General features: G+C 63.4%; 15 protein-coding genes and 6 pseudogenes. 1 reads left to right on the top strand and 20 read right to left on the bottom strand.

Features of this window, described 5'->3' with window-relative positions:
- Positions 1 to 21: 21 nt before the first annotated feature.
- The 17 genes and pseudogenes from ACS5RD_RS01710 to ACS5RD_RS01630 form a co-directional block, all read right to left on the bottom strand.
- Entirely contained in the window at positions 22 to 357 is a 336-nt protein-coding gene (locus ACS5RD_RS01710; protein ID WP_489929716.1) for a hypothetical protein, read from the bottom strand.
- 49 nt (positions 358 to 406) lie between these two features.
- A complete protein-coding gene (locus ACS5RD_RS01705; RefSeq protein ID WP_489929715.1) occupies positions 407 to 2,161 on the bottom strand; it encodes a DUF2793 domain-containing protein in 1,755 nt (584 codons plus the stop codon).
- 10 nt (positions 2,162 to 2,171) lie between these two features.
- Positions 2,172 to 6,146 (bottom strand): baseplate multidomain protein megatron, encoded by a 3,975-nt coding sequence (locus ACS5RD_RS01700; RefSeq protein WP_489929714.1) that lies wholly within the window; start codon positions 6,144 to 6,146, stop codon positions 2,172 to 2,174.
- Between the two features lie 10 nt (positions 6,147 to 6,156).
- Positions 6,157 to 6,597: an NlpC/P60 family protein gene (locus ACS5RD_RS01695; RefSeq protein ID WP_489929713.1), complete on the bottom strand. Its 441-nt coding sequence runs from the start codon at positions 6,595 to 6,597 to the stop codon at positions 6,157 to 6,159.
- Positions 6,597 to 7,481, bottom strand: coding sequence for a DUF2163 domain-containing protein (locus tag ACS5RD_RS01690; protein ID WP_489929712.1), 885 nt, complete (start codon positions 7,479 to 7,481; stop codon positions 6,597 to 6,599). The genes ACS5RD_RS01695 and ACS5RD_RS01690 overlap by 1 nt, the downstream gene beginning before the upstream one ends.
- A pseudogene (locus tag ACS5RD_RS01685) lies at positions 7,478 to 7,669 on the bottom strand (DUF2460 domain-containing protein); the annotation flags it as partial. The pseudogene ACS5RD_RS01685 and the gene ACS5RD_RS01690, both read right to left, overlap by 4 nt.
- 405 nt (positions 7,670 to 8,074) lie before the next feature.
- Positions 8,075 to 8,587: pseudogene (locus tag ACS5RD_RS01680) on the bottom strand (phage distal tail protein, Rcc01695 family); the annotation flags it as partial.
- On the bottom strand, positions 8,587 to 11,043 hold the full coding sequence (locus ACS5RD_RS01675) for a phage tail tape measure C-terminal domain-containing protein (protein WP_489929711.1): 2,457 nt from the start codon (positions 11,041 to 11,043) through the stop codon (positions 8,587 to 8,589). The pseudogene ACS5RD_RS01680 and the gene ACS5RD_RS01675, both read right to left, overlap by 1 nt.
- Positions 11,036 to 11,266 (bottom strand): DUF7697 family protein, encoded by a 231-nt coding sequence (locus tag ACS5RD_RS01670; RefSeq protein WP_489929710.1) that lies wholly within the window; start codon positions 11,264 to 11,266, stop codon positions 11,036 to 11,038. The genes ACS5RD_RS01675 and ACS5RD_RS01670 overlap by 8 nt, the downstream gene beginning before the upstream one ends.
- Entirely contained in the window at positions 11,263 to 11,700 is a 438-nt protein-coding gene (locus tag ACS5RD_RS01665) for a phage-derived protein YdaY family protein (protein ID WP_489929709.1), read from the bottom strand. The genes ACS5RD_RS01670 and ACS5RD_RS01665 overlap by 4 nt, the downstream gene beginning before the upstream one ends.
- A pseudogene (locus ACS5RD_RS01660) lies at positions 11,700 to 12,374 on the bottom strand (phage tail tube protein); the annotation flags it as partial. The gene ACS5RD_RS01665 and the pseudogene ACS5RD_RS01660, both read right to left, overlap by 1 nt.
- Before the next feature lie 306 nt (positions 12,375 to 12,680).
- A pseudogene (locus tag ACS5RD_RS01655) lies at positions 12,681 to 12,968 on the bottom strand (phage tail tube protein); the annotation flags it as partial.
- 24 nt (positions 12,969 to 12,992) lie between these two features.
- Positions 12,993 to 13,415 (bottom strand): acyl-CoA transferase, encoded by a 423-nt coding sequence (locus ACS5RD_RS01650; protein WP_489929708.1) that lies wholly within the window; start codon positions 13,413 to 13,415, stop codon positions 12,993 to 12,995.
- A gap of 96 nt (positions 13,416 to 13,511) precedes the next feature.
- Positions 13,512 to 13,967 carry a GNAT family N-acetyltransferase gene (locus tag ACS5RD_RS01645; protein ID WP_489929707.1) on the bottom strand — a complete coding sequence of 152 codons (456 nt, stop codon included), beginning with the start codon at positions 13,965 to 13,967 and terminating at the stop codon, positions 13,512 to 13,514.
- 187 nt (positions 13,968 to 14,154) lie between these two features.
- Positions 14,155 to 14,793 carry a DUF6441 family protein gene (locus ACS5RD_RS01640; RefSeq protein WP_489931437.1) on the bottom strand — a complete coding sequence of 213 codons (639 nt, stop codon included), beginning with the start codon at positions 14,791 to 14,793 and terminating at the stop codon, positions 14,155 to 14,157.
- Positions 14,794 to 14,898: 105 nt separating this feature from the next.
- Positions 14,899 to 15,147 (bottom strand): annotated as a pseudogene (locus ACS5RD_RS01635) (putative inorganic carbon transporter subunit DabA); the annotation flags it as partial.
- Positions 15,148 to 15,181: 34 nt separating this feature from the next.
- Positions 15,182 to 16,741 carry a proton-conducting transporter transmembrane domain-containing protein gene (locus tag ACS5RD_RS01630; RefSeq protein ID WP_489929706.1) on the bottom strand — a complete coding sequence of 520 codons (1,560 nt, stop codon included), beginning with the start codon at positions 16,739 to 16,741 and terminating at the stop codon, positions 15,182 to 15,184.
- Between the two features lie 102 nt (positions 16,742 to 16,843).
- Between ACS5RD_RS01630 and ACS5RD_RS01625 the strand changes: the two genes are divergently transcribed.
- Entirely contained in the window at positions 16,844 to 17,782 is a 939-nt protein-coding gene (locus ACS5RD_RS01625) for a LysR family transcriptional regulator (RefSeq protein WP_489929705.1), read from the top strand.
- Positions 17,783 to 17,885: 103 nt separating this feature from the next.
- Here the strand turns inward: ACS5RD_RS01625 and ACS5RD_RS01620 are convergent.
- The 3 genes and pseudogenes from ACS5RD_RS01620 to ACS5RD_RS01610 form a co-directional block, all read right to left on the bottom strand.
- Positions 17,886 to 18,643 (bottom strand): IS5 family transposase gene (locus ACS5RD_RS01620; protein ID WP_489927796.1). Its coding sequence is split into 2 segments (ribosomal slippage): positions 17,886 to 18,325 and positions 18,325 to 18,643, totalling 759 coding nucleotides; the frame shifts between segments, so codons are not numbered across the junction.
- A gap of 62 nt (positions 18,644 to 18,705) precedes the next feature.
- Positions 18,706 to 19,502 (bottom strand): annotated as a pseudogene (locus tag ACS5RD_RS01615) (IS66 family transposase); the annotation flags it as partial.
- 279 nt (positions 19,503 to 19,781) lie between these two features.
- The gene (locus tag ACS5RD_RS01610) at positions 19,782 to 19,919 is read right to left on the bottom strand and encodes a DUF6900 domain-containing protein (RefSeq protein WP_489929704.1); all 138 of its coding nucleotides are present in this window, start codon (positions 19,917 to 19,919) and stop codon (positions 19,782 to 19,784) included.
- Between the last annotated feature and the right edge of the window lie 105 nt (positions 19,920 to 20,024).

Genomic DNA, 20,024 nt, shown 5'->3' with positions numbered 1-20,024 from the left:
TCCTGGTTGGGGTTGTGTGGTTCAGGGGCGCTGCGCCAGTTCCCGCAACAGCGCGTTGGTCTCGCGCGCCTGTTGTTTCAGCTCGTTGATCGACAGCGACAGCGCATCAAAGCGCGTGTCCTGCCTTGTGGCGCTGTTTTCCAGAACCCGGACGCGGGCCTCCAGCTGAGCGGAACTGGCACGCTCGACCATGATCATCTCGCGGGTTTCGGTCAGGGCGGAGGTGAGGCGGTCGGCAGCCCCTTGGAGCGAGGCCAATGTCCCGCCACCCCACCAGATCAGCCCGGTGGCCGAAACCAACATGGTCCAAGCCAGCGCCTTGTTGATGGTGATGCCGCGTTCGTTGTTCTCGATCATGGGTTTTGCCACTTCTGTTAATACTGCTGTGATTTCCGCGTTGAAGCCATCACGCCGCTCGCAACCAGATGGCGCTGCCGGGACCGGCGTTAGTCTCGGATGCGAGGTAGCCCCAGGTGCCCGGCGCGGCAGTGGCGTAGGCCAATGTCCGGCGCAGCACCTTGCGGGCCGTGGTGACCGGGGTGCCGCCGTTCAGATCGGGCGTGGCGGTCGAGGCCCATGCCGACAGGATCGCGGTGGAGGAATGCCGGATGCCGATCCAATAGGTGATGCCGCGGCGCAGGCTCTGGGCGACGGTCGCTTCCTTCAGTCCCACGGTTGAGAAGTCGAGATCGCCCGTTTCCAGGATCAATGTTGCCGGTCGCCCAGTCGCATCGGTGGCGTAAAGAACGATCTTGCCCAGCGCCGCAGCGATCAGGGTGGTGACGTTGACCGACAGCCGGTCGACGGTGATGTCGTCGCGCGAGATGAAGGGGAACAGATCGATCCGGCCCGCCGCCCCGGCCAAGACACCTGTTGCGGCACCACCGGCACCGCTGGAGGTCAGCGCATAATCCCCTGCTGCCGGGCTGATCCACGGCACGTCCTGGTCGGCAAGAATGCGGGTGGCGCCACCAAGCCGCGCGCGCAACTGCCCGGTGGTGGAATTATGCCAGAGCCAGCCGTCGGCAGGCGAACCCGGATCGGCGGCAAGGCCAGTCAGCGCGACACCGACGGGAAACCGCACCCGTCCGGTATTGCGATCTGCGATCAGCGCGTCGAAAAAGCTGCTACCGTTCGGGCTGACCTTCAGGGTGAAATCATCGCTGCCCAGCGTGCCGAACAACGCCCGCACCGAGAAACCGGTCTTGAAGCTGAATGAGGCATCATTGGCGGCGGCGTTCTTGTTCACCGTCACATCGATGGATGCGCCAGCGTTGTTCAGAAGCACATTCGGCGTATTGGCACTCAGCCGGTTGGTGGCATCGGCGGTGGCCCCGCCCAGCCCTAAGAGCTGTGCGGTGAGATTTGCCTGAGGCATGCCCACCTGCGTGACGGCATTGGCAAAGGTGACAGTAGGCGTGTTCACGACTGTGGTGCCGCCCGCGCCTGCCGTAGCGGAACCGATGTTGACCACGGTGTTCGATCCGGATGCGCCGCCAGTGCCGAGGTTCACGGTCTTGGTGAGGCCGGTCGTGGTGGCCCCGGTGCCGATCCCATAAGTGGCGGTCGCCGCCGACGTGCCAATGGTGGCCGCCGCGCCGGACATCGTCACGGTCCCGGACGCGGTCAGGGTGCCCGAGAATGTCTTGTTACCGTTGAAAGTCTGGGTGCCTGCAAGGATCGCCAACTCGCTCGATGTGTTGGGCAGCGTGAATGTCCGGGTCGAGGCTGTGCTGATGCCTGACAGAGAAAACAGTGCCCGTTTTGTCGGATCGACGTCATTCACCAGACTGAAGATGGCATCGGACACGTCCTGTGGCACGCCGACAGATTGCCAAGCGGAACCGTTCCAGACGAAAAATGTGGCCTCGTCTGCGATCCATGCCAGCCAGCCGGGGCGTGGCACCAGACGCATCCAGACGCCGTCGACCCAGGTTGTCACATTCAGATCCCAGCCCGCCCAAAGACCGGTCGCGCCCGAGGCCACGATGTAGCGATCCCCATCGGCGGGGGACGCGGGTGGGGCTGTCAGATCCCGGTCCAGAACCGAAAGCTGGACAATGGCATCCAGCAGTCGAACGGCTTCATTGTGGGTGACATGCTTCTGGGCCTGTGCCGCCAGGATGTAGGGCAGCAGCAGGTGGGTGGTGATGTCGGACATGGTCCTGCTTTCAGAAGGTTAGGGTGACAGACAGCGCGGCACCCCGCCCGATCAGGGCGGAAAGCTGATAAATGCGAAGCTGGAGGCTGTTGCCTGGCGCGAGCAGCCCACCCCAATCGGTTATCTGCTGGGCAGCGGTGTAGAGGGCGGTTGTCGTCGTCGTGGTCAGCGTGCGCTTAACGGCCGGTCCGTCACGGATTTCCACCTCATAGGCCTCACTGTCTTCCGCCAAAGGCACATCGCCAGCGCCCCAAGTGTCGGCGGCGAGCGACCGCGACCGGCGTGTCCAACGAATTGTCAGATCGCCGGGGCTGCGCGCCATCCGCCATGGCTGTTCGACATGGGCCACCGAGAACGGCTGAAGCCCAGCGCCCGCTGGCGTGAAACTCGCCGCGACATAGGTCTCGTCGCTGACCGGGCGAGAGGCTGGGCCGATGCGCCAATTCCACGGCAAGCCAAGATCGGCCTCGCTTATGGGCAAAGGTGCCACTGAGGTATCGAGAACAACGACGCGCGCGCCGGTTGGCACGAGGCTGACCACAGCGTTTTCGGTGCCACGCTGGCCGCGCAAAAGCCGGGTCAACCGGTAACGCCCTGCTGCGATCAGTTCGGCCGACCCCGCCTGGACGATTTCCCATTGTCCGGGACTGGACTCTACGGCCAGCGCATTGGCCCCGCCCAGCAGGGTGATGTCGGTGACGCTTTCCAAGGTGCCTGAGAACAGATCAATCACCAGCGCATTGCCGAGATCGAGGCGCGACACCGGCCCAGCGTAGAAATCCGCCGCCAATACGCCCATCTTGGCTCGGGTGCCAAAGGTGGTCAGCAGGGCAAAACCATCGGTGGCCGCGCTGCGGAACACGGCCATTACGCCGGGCCAAGGTTCGGCATGGGCGGCAAAAAAGGGGCGATGCGCAGGCTGATCCTCGGATAGTTGCGGCAGATCGAGAAACATCACGTCGGGTGCGCCGAATACCACAGGCGAAGACAACGAGGCGGGGCGGGCATCGCCGGGCGGCAGATCATAGACCGCCCGGTCCTGGCGCACGGCCTCGATGCCGCGCAAATCCGAGTCCGCAATCGTCACCAGCCGCAGTTCCGTCAGACGGCCATCATGGTCCAAAAGCACCACGTCGCAGGGATCCAGCGACAGCCGCGAAGGTGGCAGTTTGAAAACGGCACTTTCCCGCCCGACCCAAGCCTCCATCAACGCGCGGCGGCAGCGGCGCTCGGCTTCCTCCGGCGGCACCGCCATCGGGAAACTCTCCGAAGCAATGCGGCTGGTGTCGACGGTGATGCGCCGGGCTTCGACTTGGGCCGCGTCATAGTCCTCGTCGGCGCGGGCAACCTGCCATTTTAGCGCCTGCGGCAGCTCAGATTCCTGCGCCCGGGTCAGTTCCATCACGTCGCCCTTTGCAGAGGTGGCGGCGACCATCGCATCAGGCATGATGGTGGCGGTGGCGACGCGGCCGCGCATCAGGAAGCGGATGCGGCCTTCGCTTTCCACAGCATCGAACCCGAAATGCCGGGCCAGCGTGGAAATCGAGGCGCGCGGGGCTTCCAGCGCCGAGATGACATAGCCCTCAACCGCACCCCAGAGGCCGGAGACGTCGATCAGGGCTTCGGCCATGCCAGCGCGCAGGCAGAGATGGCGCAGGAGGGCCGCCAGGGACACCGCCCCGAGCCGCCCGGTCAGCCAATGGCCGAGCCGCCAGTTCGGGCCGTCGGTCCAGACATCGGTCAGTTCGGGAAAGAACGGATAGGGCCGGGCATCCCAGGTCCAGGCGGCGCATTCGGGGACATGGACCATTCTGTCGCCGTAGATCACCGAGGTCGGATTATTCGCCGCAGCGCCCCAGAAAAGATAGGTAGCCTCCAGATAGGCGCGCTGGATCGCATCATCCCGCCAGCCGCGCGAGAAATACGGCGTGAAGCTTTCCGATGACTTCGGGTCAAAGAACACGTTCGGCTGGTTGGTCCCGCGATCAATGGCCGGGCAGCCCAGTTCGGTAAACCAGATCGGCTTAGACTGCGGCACCCATGCTGTTTGCGTGCCGCTTTCCACCCCGCCCGGCCTGTTGAAATGTGGATTTTGCCACCAGGCGCGCAGATCCTTGAAGCGGAATACCCATGTTTTGCCCGCCGCGCCATCGGTTATGGCAGTTCTGATCTGCGCCGCGCGATCCGATGTGCTGGCATAAAACCAGTCAAACCCCTCGCCACCCGCGATGTTGGATTGCAGATAGGCGCGGTCATAGATGGCTGGTGCCAGAGCGGCATCGGCATGATCAAAGCCGTCGCGCCAATCCGACAGCGGCATGTAATTATCAATGCCGATGAAATCGATGTTCGCGTCCGACCAGAGCGGATCGAGGTGGAAAAAGACGTCGCCGCTGCCGTCGGCAGGATGGTGACCGAAATATTCAGACCAATCGCCTGCATAGCCGATCTTGCTGCCAGCGCCGAGGATGGCACGCACATCTGCCGCGAGGGATTTCAGGGCGGTCACGGTGGGATAGATCGCGGCCCCGCTTCGGATCGTCGTCAGGCCCGGCAATTCCGAGCCGATCAGGAAGGCATCGACCCCACCGGCTGCGAGGCAGAGATAGGCATAATGCAGGATCATCCGGCGCAGTGACCATTCGCCGACCGGGCCAGTCCAGCTGACATTGCTACCAGAAACGCTGAAACTGGCGGGCGTGGCCGTTCCGAACAGGGCCGCGACCTGCGTGGCGGCGGTGCCGGTCTTGTCCACCGATCCCGCATAACCTGCCGCCGGGGAACAGGTAATCCGACCGCGCCAGGGGAAGGTCGGCTGACCCAAGGTGGCGGCATTGGCGCTGTACGGGTTCGGTTTGGTATTGCCGGGCGGCACATCGAGCAGCAGGAAGGGATAGAAGTTCACCCGCAACCCGCGCGCCTTCATCTCCTGGATCGCCTGCACCACTGCGAAATCCGCCGGTGTGCCACCATATAAGGGACGGTCTTCGGCGTCCCGGCTGACCAGGAAGGCATTGGCGCGGGAAACCCCATTCACCATCCATGAGGAGGGTGTCGTCGTTTTGGCCGCCACTTCGACGCCGGGGCGGACCTTGCAATTGCCCGCCCTCAGGTCATCGCCAAACCACGCCACCACCAGCGACACGCTTTCCACCGCAGGTGCCATGGATTGCAGCCGGTCCAGCGCCACGACAATGTCGGGCGTCTCGGGGATGGCGTTCAGGTTCTCCGCCACGGTGGCGCTGCCGGAGCCACTGGATTTTTTGACCGGTACTGTGGCGTAGGCAAATTCGCCCGAGGCCGGGATCATGGTGACGGCCCGTACCAAGCCCTCCGCCGTATCTGGGTCGGCCAAGGGGCGGAACACTTCGAAGCTGATCTGCGGCAGGCGGTTGCCGAACGGGGTGAGGTCCAACTCTTCCAGCACGACATAGGCTGTACCGCGATAGGCAGGGGTGCCCGAAAGCCCCATCTTGGCAGAAATGAACGGGTCCGGCGTCTGCAGTTCATCGCCGGGATACCAGCGCCAGGTGACGCCCGTCATATCCAGAGCCTTGCCATCGGCCCAGACCCGGCCAATCCCGGTGATCGGCCCTTCACACAAGGCAACCGCGAAAGAGGCAAAGTAGAGGTATTCGGTGGTGGTAACCTTCGGGCCGCCACCACCTTTGCCGCCACCCTGACTGGTGGTGCGGGTCTCTTCGCGAAAATCGGTGGCCCAGATGATATTGCCGCCAAGCCGCATCCGACCATAAAGACGCGGGATCACCGCCCCTTCGGTCGAGGAGGTGATGCGCAAGCTGTCGAGCCGCGCACCCTCGATGCGTTGCGCCGGGGCCAAGGATGACACGATCCAGCTGTCGACGGCCGATCCGATAGTGGAGCCGATGAAGCCCCCGATGGCCGCCCCCGAAAAGCCAAGGATGGTGCCGCCGAAGCCAGCGCCAATCGCGGAGCCGACGGCCCCGAGAACAAGAGTTGCCATGATGAAAATCTCAAATGCTGCTGGAGCGCGGGAACAGGAAGGCGAAGGCGATGCGCCGTCGCCAAGTCGGGGTTAGGACTTCCTCGATCACCCCGAGGCGTTCGTAGGCGTGGATGAAGCTGTCAGGCCTGGTCAGGATCCCGACATGCTTGGCGATGGCGTGCGGGGTCATGCGAAACAGGATCAGTGCGCCAGGACCGGTGTCCGCCAGCGCGATCTCCGGCATCATGCGGCGCGCGCCGTCCGCCAAAACTTCACGCGGCCCCGTCTCGCCCCAATCCCGGCTGTAGGGCGGGATCGGAAAGGGTTCGTCTCCGACAACCTCTCGCCAGACCCCTCGCGCAAGCCCAAGGCAGTCGCAGCCAACCCCGCGCAGACTGGCCTGATCGTGGTAGGGCGTGCCGAGCCACGAGCGGGCCACTGCGACGACGCGGTCGGGATCGGCGGTCATCACAGCACCGTCCCATCATTGCTGCCGTCCCGGCTGGCATAGCGCAGCACGGCATCCTGACCCGGGATGTTGGGAAAGCCGCGAAAGTTGACGGTGTTGGCGAACTTGGCCCCGCAGGTCGCGATGCGCTTGTCGCAGCCAGCGCGGGCGATGAAACTGTCGCCCTCTGCTATGCTGCGCACCGGCGCTTCCAGCAGGGTCAGGGATGCGATGGCATCGGTTAAGCCGTGGCCCAGCACTTCGGTGATCCGCCCGACACTGGCACCGCTGGTCCAGGTGAGGGTGCCGGAAGTGAACCAGCCCGCCGCGAACCCGGAAAGGCCCGACGCCAGGAATGCCCGGTCGCGCAGCAGGTCGGTCACCACGCCACTGCTCTTGTAGGCGGCGTTTTCGAGATCGATGCCACAGCGACTATCGCCCAGCGCCGCGTCGCAACTGGCCTGAAACGTCCGCCCGACGGTCTGACCCAGCACATGCGCAAGGCTGCGAACTTCGGCCACAAAAGCCATGCGCCCGCGCCGGATTTGACCCACCGCACCCCGGCGCAACAGGACGCGCTGGCTGGTATCGGCCCAGTTCACGCGCCACAACTCTACCGCCGCGTTGTCCCACCGCCCGTCGATGATGTCGGTTTCGGTGATGCGATCCGAGGAAAGCACGCCCTCTGCATCCTGCGCATCGACAGAAAGGTCGGAACCAGAGCGCACTTCGGAGGCGGCAAATCCGCTTTCTGGTTCGAAATCCGTGCCATCGAAGGCCAGCATCAGGTCGTGGTCCGTGAAGCCCAGCGTCACCCCGTCCGAGCGGGAAATCCGCCAGCACCAGCACAGGGTGGTGGTGCCATCGTCGAGATGGGCTTGCAGCGCAGGGGAAAGCGACTTCATGACCGCACCTCAATCAGCGGAATGGATGTAATCGACCCCAGCCGTTCGATATCGAGGGTGACGTCGAGCATATCGGTATCGAAGCGCACCGGCACATCGAACTCGAACCCGGCGCTGATCGTGGTCCCGGAGACGGGCGGCGCACTGAACGTCACCAGCCCGGTCGCATGATCGACGGTGTAACCCGAGGCGGGCCCGGCGAAGGGCGGCTGGCGGAACGACGTGCCAAGGATCGTAACTGTGTTTCCGGCAGTGATGTTGCCCACGCCGATCAGCGCCCCGGTGAAACCTGGCCCGACGGTGATGTCAAAGCTCCAGAGCCAGAAGCCACCCCCAAGGTCGGTGGACGAGACATTTGCGATGGTCCCACCCGCCGTCCCGACAATTGCGGGGGCCGCATAAGTACCACGGATGTCGGTATCTAGGTTTCCCGGCTGGCAGCGCACGTTAAGACGAGCCTGCGCGGAGGTTCCGGCTTTGATCCATGCCTGCACGCGGTACACCGACCCCGACAAGACCGTCGCGGCGGCGGTGTGTTGGCGCAGGCCCGCGCCGGATACACCAAGGTCGTAGGCGTTGACAAAGGATCCAAAGGTTGCGGCGCTGTTGACCCCGGTCGCGCCGGTGTTGGACCAGCCCGTCTGAAGATTGTTCCAGCTGGTCAGCAGCTGAGGGCCTTCTGGCACGTTGATGCCCATGAGGACGGTTGCGACGACGGGTTTCTTGATGGCCCGGACATAGTCCACACCGCCGGATGAGTATCGCTTCACCAAGGGAAAGGATGTCTGCAGCCCAGTGCCAGTACCGATCAGCTGGTCGCTCGGACCAGGTGCGGCTGACGGGATGCAGGACTTGTAATCCGCCCAATCCTTGTATCGGAAGCCAAAGAGCCGCCCGTTGCGCGCCTCGAAGAAGGCCACCACGGCTGCCAGATCATCGGAGCGGCGGATGCCGTAAGTCACATCATAACGGCGCCGCGAGTTGGCCCAGCTGGCATTGCGCTCCTCATCACCGCTTGCCAGCTCGACGACTTGCGTGCGCCGTTCCGGCCCGCCGCGCGCGCCCCGGCTGATATTGTCGGGAAACCTGATCTCGTGAAACGCCACTACATTCCCCTCCTGCCCAGCGAAACTGCGCGGGCGATGTCCGATGCCACCTGCGTGCGCGACTGACGGAAGCTTTCCGCATCGCGGGTCTGGATCGTGATGCTGACGTTCCCACCTGCGCCGTAGCCTGCCGTTTCCCGCCGGGAGAGCACCCGTTCGCCCTTCTGCAGGATGGCGGGCACCTCGTCGGGGCGCAGACCGGCAAAGCCACCCGAATGCATCCGGGGTGCTCCGGCGAAGGCCATGACCGGCACCGCCCGCATTGGGGCCGTGCCGCCGACCAGGCCACCGGCATGATGGACCGCCGCCCCGGTCATACCGGCAAACAACCCGCCACCACCGAACGAACCCAGCACGCCGTCAAGCGCAGAGGCAATCGGGCCGAGGATGAACTTGCGCGCCGCGAGTTTCGCCAGATCGGCCAGGATAGACGTGACGAGGTCGCCGAAGCTCAGCTTGCCGGTCTTCACGAAATTACCCACGGCGTCCTCGGCGCTCTGAAACGCCCCAACCAGCGCCTGGCCGACATCGGCGCCAATATCGCGGGCCTTGGCCGCATAGTCAGACAAAGCCGCCGTCACTGCTGCCCAGCCGGTGGCCGCAGTGTCCGCGCCAGAAGCAGCCGCTTCCCCGGCAGCTTTGCCCTCCGCACCGGCCCCGCCTGCGGCAGTGCCTGCGTCGTTGAGGGCGTCGGTGGTGCCAACTGCCGCAACTGTGGCGGCATCGAGCGCCGCTGAGCCGTCCGTTCCGGCTGCGGTCATCGCTGCCTGCAACGCTTGCCAACTGGCAAGAGGCCTGGTGGCGGCGTCGGTCAGCATGCCGGAGGCTTCAGTATAAGCGGCGGCCCGGTCGCGGGCGTCACTGGCCATGGTGCCAAGCCCGAGGTCGGGCGTCTCGAGGTAGGTCTTCCCCATCGCCGCCTGAAAGGCAGCGGCTGCGGCGGCTCCGGCCGCAGTTGCCGCCCCTTCAAATGGATTGCCGACCCGGCCGAGCGCGACCGGATCGAGGGTGCCGATCTGAATGCCGCCCTCGCCGGTGGCCCAGTCGGGCAGCATGTCGAGCGCCGCATTCAAACCGGAGATGAAGGTGTTGATCCGGGTGACGACACCGTTCAGCATCGCCTCGACGCCGCTGATCAACCCGTTCGCGGCCTGGAAGGCGAAGTCTCCGATGGCTGCAGGCAATGCTCCCCAGATTGCCTTCATTGCATCGTAAGCTCCCTGGAACACCCCAGCCGACGAATTGCCGAAGCCGACCACCGCCTCCAGCGCGCCCTGCATGGCGTCGGCCACGGTGGCGGTGATGCCAGACCAGCTGGCCTGAAGGCTGGCGACGACGGCATCAACGTCAAGTCCAATCCGATCCCAGACCTCGCTGGCGAGATCAGAGAGGAGGCCCAGCGCCGCGCCGAAGCCGCCAGCGCCCTCGACCAGCTTAGAGAACTGATAGACCAGTTCACCCGCGCCGACGATCAAGGCACCGATGCCGGTGCGGATCAGGGCCCCTTTCAAAACTGTGAGGGAAAGCGAAAAGCCACTGACACCCAGCGCGGCAGCGCCCAGCGCGATGACAAATCGCCCGGCAAAGAAGGTGGCGAAGGCTCCCGCGATGCTGGCAATCTCGCCGATATGGTCGCCGAGGAAGCTGATGCTGGTCTGGAACACCCCACCGACCCGCGTGGCATCGGCCAGCGCATTGGCCACCATTTCCAGCGCCGGGGCGACCGCGACGGTCAGCTGGTTGGTCAGACCGAGCCAGACCAGACCGAGCCGATCAATGGCATCACCGGCCGTCCGGATCTGATCAGCGTCTTGGTCTGACACCGCCACGCCGAAATCGGTGATGTCCTGGGAGGCTTGGCGCAGAGTGGCAGAATCGATCCGGCTAAAAGCGGGGGCCGCCTTGTCGCCAAAGAGCGCCGATGCCACAGCCGCCCGCTCGGCAGGCGGGACGAATTTCGCCAGCGCATCCTGAATGGCCACGATGCGCTCATTGAGCGGCAGGGCCTGCAAATCCGTGGCCGTCAGATGCAGCCGTTGCAAAGCATCGACCGCCGTGCCGGTTCCGCCCGCCGCATCAGACAGTTTCAGCGTCAGTTTCTTGGTGGCGGCCGCGATCTCGTCCATCGAGACTCCGGCCAGATCACCCGCGAAGGTCAGCACTTGGATGCTGCGGGTGGTGGTGCCAAGCGATTGTGCCAGATTGGCCTGTGCGTCGATTGTCTCCAGCCCCGAGCGAATCATCGCGATCCCAGCCGCCGCAGCTGCTGCCACGGCCACCGCCGCCGCGATCTTCACCCGGGTTGAAAACGCGGCAAGCCTGGCATTGGCGATCTCCGCTTCTTTGGACATGCGGCCAAAGCCCTTGACCCCGGCGTCACCGACACCTTCCAGTTCCGCCCGCACTTGTTTGCCGCCGACCGCCGCGAGGCGGACGGAAACGCGCTTTTCAGCCATCAGTCTCTCCGATCTTCTCATTGATGCGGCGGACCATGACCGCCTCCAGCTCCGGAAGCAGTTCCGCCACCACCATCGGGTTCAGCCCGAGGGCTTGGGCCAGCGCCATGGCCGCGCTCATGTCCCAGCCCAGCACGGCTTTTCCCGCCACGCGCACCTGGCCACCAAGACGGCCAACCAGATCCCAGACTTGCCAGCCGTCGAGGCTGAGCGGCTGGTTCAAGCGCGCGGGGCACTCCGGGCACTGCGTTTCACAGGCCTGGCAATAGCTGTCGCCCCCACTGAAGTGCCAGTCGGCGAGGGCGCAGAGCCGTTTTTTTCCGCGTCCAGCAGCATGCCGTGGCTGACGTACAGCAGGTTGAACGCTTCGAAGATCGGCCAGAGCGACAGCAACGCGTCGATGCCATCGGGTGTGACGGCGATGACAGTGCCGTCCGCGTCACCCACACCCTCCCAATCCACCACGGCACGACGAGCGAGAGCTGCGGCGAAGGCCGCCGCCCGGTTGTCGTTGCTGGCATCGGCGTTCAGGTCCTGCACGGCAGGGTCGGAGCGGGTAGCGACCATCAGCGCCGTGGTCAGCGGCAGAAGCTGCAGGCGCACGCCGTAGCCGAGCTCAAACCATTGCGGTTCGGGGGAAAGTTGGATCCGGATCATCAGTAACCTGCGATGTTGTTGACGAGGACGATGGTGCACATCCGCGCCGGGCTGGTGGCCAAGGCGGCTTGCCAGTCGAAGGACGCTTGCACGCCTTTCGGACCTTTGATCTCAATGCGGGGGCGCGGCAGATAGACCGCATGGGCGGTCAGCGTCAGGCCTTCGCCGCTGGCCAGCGCGTAGGAGAATTCCAGTGCTGCTGCCGTGCCGTTGATGGCTTGGGTCAGAAGCGTGGTGTCAGCAAAGCGCACCTCGATCTTGCCGGTCAACGCCGCGATGGTCGGGTCAGCACCGTCGATCTTCGCATCGGAACGGATGGTTTCGATCCGGTCGAGATTGTTGGCATAAGTCACATCGGCCGAGACGATGTTGCCCAGCGCCACCCCATCGCGCTTGATGGATCCGTTGAAATGGCCGAACCGCTTCAGGGCCATGGTAGCGGGTGTTCCGGCACCGGTGGCGGCGGCAATGGTTTCGCCCTGCGCCACCAGCATAGCCTTGGCCCCGAGAAGGCCAGACCGCTCCATCTGCCATGACAGTGAATCCAGCACGCAGCCAGAATACATGGCAAAGCGCGGCACCTCCGGCATGCCAACTTCGATAGACATGCTGGGCAGGGTCCAACTGCCGGATAGGAAAGTGTGGGCATTCAACCCGCCGGTCAGGGTCGCAGCCGACACAGTGCCGTTGGAGGCGGGCGAGACGGACGTGGCCAGCGAGAAGGTGTTTCCGGTGCTGCCAAGCATGTCATGTACCATGGTCAGCGCAGTGGCCGTGCCGGTGTAAGTTGCCAGCGCTACGCCGGTGACGACGCTGGCGTTCAACGCCACTGCGAGGGCCGTCATGGTCGCCGCCAGGTTGGCGCCAATGTTGACCTGATTGCCAGTCGCGCCAGACGCCACGAAGGTGAAGGCCGTGCCGTTGATCGTCAGGGTGCCGTTTACGGCGGGTTGGGTCGAGAAGGTGATCGACCCGGTTGCGGCCACCGTGCCAGCGGTGGTGGGTGTGCCGAAGGCCGCCTTCAACCAGAAGCCGAAACCCACCGCATCGATCGGCACCTCGACATCGCCGTCCGTGGTGATCGCATCCAACAGTGGCGCGCGTGGATCGCGGCCATAGCCCAGAAGCTCAGATGCCAGCAGCGGCTGTTCCGCCGCCAGCGAACTGGTGATGAAGGGCATCTGGGTATAGCCAGACCCCGGCGGGGTGCCGTAAACAGTCTCGAACGCAAGCGCCATCTGCGCCCGCGCGCCTTGTGCGCGTGCCATGTCAGTGTCCTTTCGTGAGGGAAATCAGGTAAGTGGGTCTTGGGTCGCGTAATGCAGCACCACGGTGATCACGGCGGCTTTCAACGCTGCAGCGCCTTCGATGGGCAGATCGACCGGCTCAGGCGCTTCCGCATCGACCCAGTCGCAAAGACCGCCCAAGGTGCGATCAGCCGCCAGCGCCGCGCCGATGGACGCGGTCAGCACATCGAATAGCGAATCGCGCCCGGTCCCGGCCTGGATCACCACCTCCAGTTCAGCGCGATGCTCATAGAAATAGGTCAGCGGCGACAGCGTCACCTCCGGATCGCCAGGCTTGCCGTCGCGCAGGATGATCAGGCCCGTGGCAGGAATGCGTTCGGGCAGCACATCGCCACGCAGCACTGGGGCGGCAAGGGTTTGCAACCGCGCGTGAAGGGCGGCTAGAATGGTTTCGCGGATGCTGGGCATTTGGTCTTTCCAAATCTGATGGCGTAGCCAACAACCGCAAGGAGCCCAACTTAACAATGCTGCGCGGTGCGGCCAACGACCGCTCAACCGAGCAGGCTAAGTTACTTGTGCCAATGATTTGCTCATATAAACTAACATGCCGCCCTTGAACGGCTCTTCAAAATCAATTGTGTAGCCATGTCGCGAGTAGAATTCGATGTTCTCGGCAAACAGCTTGTTGGTGTAAAGCTTGATCCGCATCGCCCCTTCGGCCTTTGCGGTCTGTTCAACAAGGTTCAGCAACCGTCGCCCGAAGCCATTGCCCTGAAAAGCAGGTAAAACGGCAAGATTTTCTATCAAAACATGATCAGCTTCTGTGACCGTCTCGACGAGAGCGGCCAATGTTTCGCCCACGTGCACAAGTCGAAAAAGATGTTGCGTGACGGCATCATGGTAATCGACCGTCATCGGCAAAGGCTCGCGCCCTATCAACGGAACCCACTTCGCATAGGCTCCCCGCGTCAGGGCTTGGATAGCAAAAGCGTCTGCTTTCGTCGCATTTCTAGTCTTCAAACCTTCGCCCTCTTTGTCGCCCTAATCGCCCAGAAATCTGGCGAGAGCAAAACTCCATCAGTGCCCAGCAGTCGATATTAGTTGTGAAGATGAATCTCAAGCTCGATAGATTGCGTGATTGGGTGTGGCTAATTCAAACTGGCCATTGGGGCAGATGCAGCGAGCGGCAGCTTCGTCCGCATAGCAGTCATTGGCCAACCCGCCCGTCGACCCAGTTGCGCACGATGCTGCCCGGAATGGCCGCCTGCGCCCGTTCTGCATCCCTCGCTAGATCCAACCGTTTCGGCAGTTTAACCTGTCGCACCAGCAGGAAGATCGGTGCAGTCACCTGACCCTTCCCGGTTTTTGACTTGGAAACTGCCGCCTGGCCGCGCGTGTTCAGCCGCACGGCGTCGGCGACCAACAGGCTTGGACCCCGGCTGCGATAGACAAAACGCAGGCGCAGGCCGGTCTTTTGTTCCCACATGCCGGGCGTGATCCGCTTGCCGCCCAGCGCTTTGCCTGCGGCGGGAAGCGGGATCGCCAGCCAAAAGCCATTGCCTGAGCGGATCAGCGGCCCGGTGTCATGTGCGCCGATGATCACTGGGGCGTTGGACCAGACGAGGGCGGCGGCATCCAGACTGTTGCGGCCTTTCGGATAGGTCTGCGATCGGATGGTGTTGGCAAGGCGCTGACCCAAACCCGCGCCGGTGATCTGCGCTCGCCAGGCAGATTTGAGGCTGGTCCCGGCTTGGGTCATCGTGGTCGAAACCGCTTTCTGGCCTGCCGCCACCTCTTTGCGCATCAGCGCGACGAGGTCGGGGTTGAAGCTGACATTCAGTTTCATGGCGTCCTCGTGTTTAGCATCCAGATCAGGCGTTCGCGGTCGAGTTTCGGTTCGCCCTGAAGGATGAAGTCCTCCAGCCCGATCCTGACCAGATCGCCCGCTTTGGGCGTCGGCATGTCGGTCATCTGCGATGCGCGCGAGATACCAGTCGCGCGGTTGCGTGACGGGCGTTCCCGCGACCCGGCCCAGACGCGCCGCCGTCATCGCCAAAGTGTCACCGGTCTGGCCCAGATACGGGTTGACCGCAACGCTGGCGGCCAGCGGAAACAGCGGCGGGATTGCACGCGTGGCCGCATTAGCGGCAGCCATCAGGGCGGCACTTGGGGTGAGGGTGAAATCGGGGTGATGGATCATCATGATGGGGGAACCCTTGGGTTATATAGTTAAATCAGACGTTGCGGGATTTGGACCCGCCGCCCAGCAGCCGGTCAAATACTGCGTTGGCATAAAGCCCATTCGTCAGATGCACGCGGAGCCCTGCCGCCGCCGGATGGTGCGCCCACAGCGGGAACAGCGCCTGCGCCACCGCCACCAGACCAAAACTGAGGACCGCCAGCACGATCAGTGCCCATTCCAGCGGGCGGGGGGCGGGGGTGGCAGGCAGCGTGCCAGCTGTCAGAAACTCGGCCCCGGTTTGCAGCGTGAAATAGCCCAGCGAGGCTGCAACCGCATACAGAACCGTCGCGCGCGTCAATGCCTTTGGCGCGGCACCGGCCAACCCTTGAGCAATCAGATAGGCGACCCCAAAGATCAAGATCGCCCCCAACGCCACCGCTTGGGGCGATTTTGGATGGTGGCTGAACCCGAGATCAAACCCGACAGTCATCAGCGCGTAGATAACCAGCGCGGCCAGAAATGCGCGGCCGACCTTGCCCCCAGACGGCACCGCAATCGGGCCGGGGCGGCGCACGGTGGCCACAGCCTCAACCGCGCCACCCGACGACAAAAAGGCGTGCGCCTTGTACAGTGAATGGGCGACGATGTGCAGTAGTGCTAGTGGGAACAGAGCAAGCCCGCATTGCAGCACCATGAACCCCATCTGCGCCACGGTGGACCACGCGAGCGAGGTTTTGACGGCCGACTGTGTCAGCATCACCATGCCGCCAAAGATTGCCGTGAACCCGCCCGGCATCACCAGCACCGCCAACACGCCCGGCGCAGTCAGCATCACGTCGGCAAACCGGATCATCAGGAAGCCGCCTGCGTTGATCACGCCCGCATGCAGTAGGGCCGATACTGGCGTCGGCGTCTCCATCACCTCGGTCAGCCAGCCGTGGGTGGGGAACTGCGCCGATTTCAGCACGGCCGCCAGTGCTATCAGCCCCGCGGCCCAAGCCGCTGCCGTCGGGGCAGTACCGGACCGTGCCGCATCCAGGATCGTCGCGATATCCCCGCTGCCAAGGCCGCGCCACAAAACAAGCGCCGCGGCGATAATCACCAGATTGGACAGTCCCGACGTAACCAGCTTCTTGTGTGCCGCGCGGCGCGCCTGCGGGCGGTCGGGGTAAAACAGCAGCAACTGATGCAGGCTGAGGCTGGTGGCGATCCAGGCCAGCACCAGTTGCACCAGATGCCCCGCCGTCACCAGCAACATGACAGCGGCCAGTGTCGCGCACATCCAGCCCATGAACGCGCCTTGCCGCGCCTCGCCATCCACATAGGTGGCCGCATAGCGCAGCACGACCCAGCCGATAAAGCTGACCAGACACAGCATCACAGCGCTGATCACATCCAGCCGCATCGACAGGCCGGGCAGCAGCTTTGCCGTGGATGGGCCGTACAGGATGAGCAGGGCGACCGAGCCAAGCGCCGTTGCTATGCCGATCATTCCAGCTGCTTCGGCTGCAAATGCTATTCCCGCAGGCCGCCGCCCGGAACGCGATGCCCCCAAGGCGGCACAGAGCAACAAGACAACGGGGGCGAGATAGGTAAGCAGCGCTGGGGTCACGGGAGTGTCCTTTCCGACAAACTTGGTCTGGCGGTAGTAGCCGTGGCACTAAGCTGGGTAAAATTCATTGTTTGACATAAATCGTTCTGTTAAACAGAACGAATGGCAGACCTGAATTATCATCACCTTCACCTGTTCCGGGCCGTAGCCCATGACGGTAACCTGACCCGGACGGCAGAAAAGCTGCACCTGTCGCAATCGGCGATCTCGGTGCAGATCCGCAAGCTGGAGGACCGGCTGGGCCTTCCGCTGTTCGAGCGGCGGGGGCGGCAATTGCACCTGAACGAAGCCGGGCGTATCGCGCTCGACCATGCCGACGCGATCTTTGCCGTAGGCGATGAACTCCTCGGAACCCTGCGCGACGCAGGGCGCGGTTTGCAGGTGTTAAGGGTGGGGGCGCTAGCCACCCTGTCGCGCAACTTTCAACTGGGGTTTCTGCGCCCGGTGTTGGGCCAGCCGGAAACTGAAGTGATCCTGCGTTCCGGCAGCTTGTCAGAGCTGTTGACCCTGTTGGAAACGCTGAACCTTGACGTGGTACTGACCAATCAGCCGCCGCAGCGCGATGCGACGACCTCGTTTGTATCGCACCGGCTAGCCGAACAGCCCGTCAGTCTAGTGGGCACGCCAGCCCGCCTGAAATCAACACAAAACCTAGCGCAGCGGCTGGCAACCCTACCGATCATTCTGCCCAGCACCAACAGCTCGATCCGCATCGGTTTTGACGCGCTGGTCGCACAACTGGGCATCCGGCCCAGCATCGTCGCCGAGATCGACGATATGGCGATGATGCGCCTGTTGGCGCGCGAGGATGCAGGTCTGGCGGTTCTGCCACTGATCGCCATCAAGGATGAGTTGGAACAGGGCATTCTGATTGAGGCCGATCGTTTGCCGGGAATATCAGAGACGTTTTACGCCGTTACACTCGACCGTCGGTTCCCCAATCCGATGCTGCGACAGCTGATTACCCTGCCGCTGGTCGTTGAAGTGGATAGACCGGATAAACCTGTGCTGAACGCAAAAGGTCTGAACGACGATGTATGATGGCTCAAGTCGCCCATCCGCTACCCTATGAAGCCACGCTGTTGGTGTAGGGGAGACACGATCCTCTGATGGCCCGCTGCCTAGGGTCCAGACTCATTGATCGTCAAAGCCAGAACAAGACGGTTGCGGCGAGAGCGACGGCGGAGAGGAAGACTTTTGGGCATCTGTCGTAACGTGTTGCCACCCGCCGCCAGTCTTTGAGACGGCCAAACATGATCTCAATCCGATTGCGGCGTTTGTATCGGCGTTTATCGTATTTGACAGGCTTCGCGCGTGACTTCCGGCCGGGGATGCAAGGCGTGATCCCCTTGTTTTTCAGGGCGTCTCGGAACCAGTCGGCGTCATAACCCCGGTCAGCCAGCAGCCACGTCGCTTTGGGTAAGCTGCCCAGTAAGGCCGCAGCGCCGGTGTAATCGCTGACCTGACCTGCGGTCATGAAGAAGCGGATCGGTCGGCCGTTTTCGTCAGTGACGGCATGCAGTTTGGTATTCATGCCACCTTTGGTCCGGCCAATCAGACGACCGCGCCCCCCTTTTTCACCCCAAGGCTTGAAGCCGTGCGGTGCGCCTTGAGATAGGTCGCGTCGATCATCACCGTCTTCGGGACCGCCGCCTCGGAGGCCAACCCTTCCATCATCCGGGCAAAGACGCCCATGTCGCCCCATCGCTTCCAACGGTTGTAAAGCGTCTTCGCCGGGCCGTATTCCTTCGGCGCGTCAGACCAACGCAAGCCATTGCGATTGATGAAGATAATGCCGCTCAAGACCCGACGATCATCGACACGCGGCACCCCGTGGCTCTTGGGAAAGAAGGGTTTAAGTCGAGCCATCTGCTCGTCCGTCAGCCAGTAAAGGTTGCTCATTGCTCAGTCTCCTTGCGGAGCCTGAATCACGGCTGCGTTGCAAAATCAATAGGTCCTGACCCTAGCGGTTCCAGCACCCGAACGCCCTGGCCGCACCAATCGACCAGGGTCGAGGCCGGGATGTTTGCGCCCATCCGGGCAAGTATCTCGTTTTGGCGATAGAGCGGAAGGTGATCGTCGAACTTCGACACCAGAACATGTGCCAGCAGACCCGGGCCGACCATGCTGCGCGGAATGGGGCGCGAGGGTGCGGGCAGTTGGGTGATCTTCTCGCAGCGGCGGCAGGACTTCTTCAGCCGGGCTGTTTCGATCACTTTCAGCTTGGCCGAGATCAACTCGAGGATCTCGCTGACGTCCTCGCCGATCAGGCGCAGGGTGCCGCCGCATTCCGGGCAATCATCACCGGGGTCCAGCACGATGCGTTCGCGCGGCGTGCCCTCTGCCACCAAGGGCTTGCGGCGACGCGGAGTGCTGGGCATCGCAGCTTGTTCGTCTGCGCTGAGTTCGGCGTCGTCATCGGGTGCAATCGCGCTGATCGCCGCCGCCCCGGCAATCTCCAGATGCTCCAGCGCCAGTTCCAGCTGTTCCGCTGCCCGGCAGGGCATTGCGCCGCAATGGCCCGAGAGGGGAGCTCCCGCTCGATGCGTTCTGAGCTGGTGCCAAACTTCTGCTTCTTCAGCCGTGCGATCTGGATTTGAAGCGCCTGAACCAGCGCCTCATGGGCGCGCAGGGTGGCGGATATCTTCTCGATATCGGCTTGAACGCGCATGTTCTCGGCTGCAATTCGGGCGTTCTCGGCCCGCAAGCCCGCGATCATCGCCTTCAAGGCGGCGGGATCATCCGTTGCCCGGTAGGGCATTGCGCAGCAATGGCCCGAGAGGGAGGTAGGATTTGCGTACCGCTGCAGATCGCCGACATGGCCCCAGTGAATCTCGTCGGGGTTGGCATGGAAGTGGTCGTCGCTCAGGCCTTTCAGGCGCTCGAGTCGGGCGTCGATTTCGGCCTTGGCGGTCACGAAGGCGGCGAGGGCTTTGTCGTTCGTGGCGGTGGAGCGGCGGTTGGTCATGGCGTGATCTCCTGTTCAGCGGGTTGCGGCTTGGCCAGCGGCGAAAGCCGCTTCCAGCGCGGCGCGGATCGATCAGACCGCCACATCGTGGAAGTCGAGGCTGTCGGAATTGCGGGTTTCCAGCGTCTCCAGGCGGAAGTGCCTGGCGGCGATCTCCAGCAGCAGCGCTTCGCTGGATGCCTTGGCGGGGGCTGTGGTCTTGGTGGTCATGGCTTGAACTCCGGGGCTTGGGCTGTTTTGCGCCTGCAATCACGTTCGCTCTTACGCCGATCTTGATCAACGAAAAAACAAGCAATATCATTGCTTTGATTAGAC

The organism is Cypionkella sp. PAMC25878, from assembly GCF_058135695.1.
This window is presented reverse-complemented; position numbering and strand designations above follow the sequence as displayed.